4 protein-coding genes are annotated in these 3,518 nt (G+C 30.8%); all 4 read right to left on the bottom strand.

The window, feature by feature from the left end:
* Positions 1-81 precede the first annotated feature (81 nt).
* Complete coding sequence (locus A9G45_RS12900; protein ID WP_065572421.1) at positions 82-1,656, bottom strand: peptidoglycan-binding domain-containing protein; 1,575 nt, start codon at positions 1,654-1,656, stop codon at positions 82-84.
* A gap of 22 nt (positions 1,657-1,678) precedes the next feature.
* Positions 1,679-1,885, bottom strand: a complete 207-nt coding sequence (locus tag A9G45_RS12895; RefSeq protein ID WP_065567980.1) for a hypothetical protein — start codon at positions 1,883-1,885, stop codon at positions 1,679-1,681.
* 96 nt (positions 1,886-1,981) lie between these two features.
* The gene (locus A9G45_RS12890; protein WP_141673698.1) at positions 1,982-3,019 is read right to left on the bottom strand and encodes a hypothetical protein; all 1,038 of its coding nucleotides are present in this window, start codon (positions 3,017-3,019) and stop codon (positions 1,982-1,984) included.
* A 165-nt stretch (positions 3,020-3,184) separates the two neighbouring features.
* A partial coding sequence (locus A9G45_RS14535) for a hypothetical protein (RefSeq protein WP_176701652.1) occupies positions 3,185-3,518 on the bottom strand: 334 nt, incomplete at its 5' end.

Genomic DNA, 3,518 nt, shown 5'->3' with positions numbered 1-3,518 from the left:
GATAAAACAACAAAAAAATAAAACGAAAAAACGATTTAGTATTGTTAGCATTATTTCCTCCTCTAATTTATTCTATTTTTCTTATTTATTAATAAGGGTAATTAGTTTTTCTTTATTTAAAGTTGCGGCATCAGTACAAAAATATTCATCTAATAAATATTGTTTTTCAAATGATCTAACATCCATATGAATCCAACTATATGTATGATTTCTATCTATTATTGAATTATCCTTTTTTAAACCTATTGGCTCAGTGCTAAAAAGGTTGCTATTTGCCCATTTGTTTTGCGCATTAAGGTAAGTTGCAAAGAAGTTATCACGAATATACATTAAGGGTTCAATATTAATGTAAAATCGATGTCTGATTTCCCAATTACCTTTATTAAACTGAATATCTAAAGCTTTTCCTCTGTGATTAGAAGTAGTTCCTCCTTCCTTATGCAAAGAACATCTATATCCCGATGAAATTTCTCTAAACTTATAAACATTTTGTCTACTTAAATAAAAGTTTAGCGCACAAAATCCAAATAATAATGATCTATGTAACCCTGGATATTCATATTTATTAAATTGTTCTGGTGAGGTATTTTTTCCTGAACCATTACCAAATCCACTACATTGTTTAGGAGAACACCTACATTTCAGTTGTAACCAAATCGTATTATTAATCGTATATTCTTCTTGAAATCTATCAATTGCTTGTATAACTTTTATATCCACAACGCCAGTTTCCTCAACTTGCATATAATCACGTTGAAACTGTTTTATCATCTTTTCTGTTCTTTCAGTAAATTCATCGGTTGGTACATTGCCACCAAAACCTGCAAGGCGGATATTAATTTCCCGAATAATCTCATGCTTATCCCCTTTCTGAAAAAGAATCTCGCTTTTAGGGAAATAATCTATCATCGCCACCGGATGAATAAACCACGCCTTGCCGTCTGCGGATAGATTGGACAGTTTAGGGGTATTGGCATCAGTGTTTGCGGTTGGGTTTTGAGCTTGTGCCTGTGCCACTTCTTTCCACCACAGTGACGGTTTAATGCGTTGCTCTTTTTCAAGTTGCCAGTTTGATTTGACATGCTCAAGGGCTTCGTCCACTTTTTTCATGGCAAAGTCTCGATGATAGGGCTCGATTATGCCGATTTTATCTAATATCGCTTCAATAGACTCTTTTTTTTGTTGCTTTTCTTCTTCAAACAGCTCATCTATCTCATTCCATTTACTTAATGCTTCATCGGCATACCATTCACTTTCATATTTGACCAGTAAATGCCCTATCCGCTCTGCGGCCCAACTTCGGCGTAGACCTTCCTTTAAATAGTTATCCGTAAAAGAAGGTAAGTGTGTTTTTTTTCGCTGATTGGAATAACGCAGAGTTCCCGTTAAGATTTGATGTAATTCCTGCATCGCTGGTGTGTAATCTTCTAAATCCAATTTCGCCACTTTATTTTTGCCAATCTTGTTAGATAATTCACCTATCGAGGCTTTTTCTTCTATCGTTTCAAACCCAGGCCAATGCCATGGGGAAACCAATTTGATATGCGCTTGTGCACCTGCTGTAATGTTTACCCAACCTTGTATCAGTACCCCTTGTTGATTCAATGCCTGAATATAACGCCATACCGAATCAGGGTTAGCATCATCGACCGCCATTAAACTCTCATCCCCCGATGTGTCAAGTAATATTGTGCGTGGAAAGTAGACAGTGTTGCTTTGGGTAAATTATCCAATGAGCTAATGGTGGTAATTCACTATCTAACACTCGCTTCATGTTAGATAAAGGGATTTTTTTAGGCTCGTCAAAACGTTCGGATTGGCTGACATTATGGACGATGTAACCTATAGCTTCTTCTATCTGAAATTCTATTTCTTTGTCACCCATATTTCCATTGTCAAATCGATATATAGCCTATGTTAGCTAGTAAAGAAAAGTTATCACTAATAAATAATTTTATTGTATTTATTAATAACACCATATTTAATCAAAATAATCATCGATTAATAATTCGCTAGCATTGATACAAAATTTTCTTTCTTCATTATTGCATTGGCGAGTAAATAACAATTTATTATTATCCTCGGATTTCTTTTCAAACTTACATTCAGAATTTGATAAAGTGTATTTTTTTTTATCTGTATATTGATATAAATCAGTTAAAATGACATGATTAAAGTAATCTTTAGGGCAATATTTTACTTTCTCTGCTGTCTTTTTTTCAGAATCAAAAGCAATAAAACGACCTGTTAAGTTTAGATAAACAAATTTATCTTGTTTCTTATCATAAGAGTAATAAGCGTCAATGATATTTCTTTCATTAAGGCTTTCTGTAGTTTTAGAAATGTAAAAATCATTATCTTTACCATCAAAATTAGCATCTCTATCTGTATTTATACTAGTGAAAGAAAGAAAACCAAAATCTTTCAGATTATTGATTGTTTGAAATAAACTACCATCCTTTTTCCTGTAAATATTGATCCCGACAACTTGTAAAAATTCACCTTTCTTCTTGGAAATAATAGTTTTAAAGTAATAATCTTTAGTAGATTCTCGTTGTATAATTTCTACATTATTAAATTCCACATTGTTCTCTAGTTTTAAATTATGATCAACAGCATTAACATGTGTTTTAAAATCATAGTCAAATTTTTTATTTAATTTAAATGTGCCATATAATTTTGACTCACATTCTAATGTTTTATTAAAAATAATGGTGCTATCCTCATCAAAATCAATATTTTTTATTACGATAGTATCTATGCTCGATGTGCTAAAGTTTGTTTCAGGAATGTTAAATATTATACTTTTGTCATTTTGATATTTATTAGTACTATTAAGTTGTTTGGGTTCATAAGTTTTATTATCTATATAGATAATATTAATGTCATCCTTATAAAAGGCATCAAAATAGAATTCTACTTTATACTTATCTATAGTGCCTTCATAAATACTATAATTTGCAAATACAAAATTAGAAAAAAACACCATGGTAAAAACCATTCTTTTTATACAAATCATTCCAACCTCACTTTTAGATTATTTCCCCTTTTTTCGTCTATAAAGTGCTTCTTTGGGCTTATCTATATTTTAATATTAGCGTTTCATTTTAACCATTAATGAGCAATAAACTTAGGAAGCAAGATTGAATTGTTCTTTATAAAAAATAAATTTCTATTCATTTGATTATGGCTCATCACCTACCTCTACTACAGCCTTTTCACAATCTTGTCTTTCTTTTTTAGTACACTTTTTTTGAAAAAACTTTTTATTATCATAAGCAATACAATATTGATCTAAATAATTATATTTTTTAGTGTTTTCATTAAAATAATACATTTTATTTATGGTGATACTTGTTGGATCTATAAATTCATTACCGCAAGTTTTAGTACTAGTCGCGATTTTTTTTTCTGAATCAAAACGAATGGTATATCCTTCTAAATTAGGATCAATAAATTTATTTTGCAATCCATCATAAATGTAATAGGTTTGTGGGACATTAGCCGCATGTGTTTCG

This window comes from Gilliamella sp. HK2, from assembly GCF_001690265.1.
Classification (GTDB): Bacteria; Pseudomonadota; Gammaproteobacteria; order Enterobacterales; family Orbaceae; genus Gilliamella; species Gilliamella apicola_C.
This window is presented reverse-complemented; position numbering and strand designations above follow the sequence as displayed.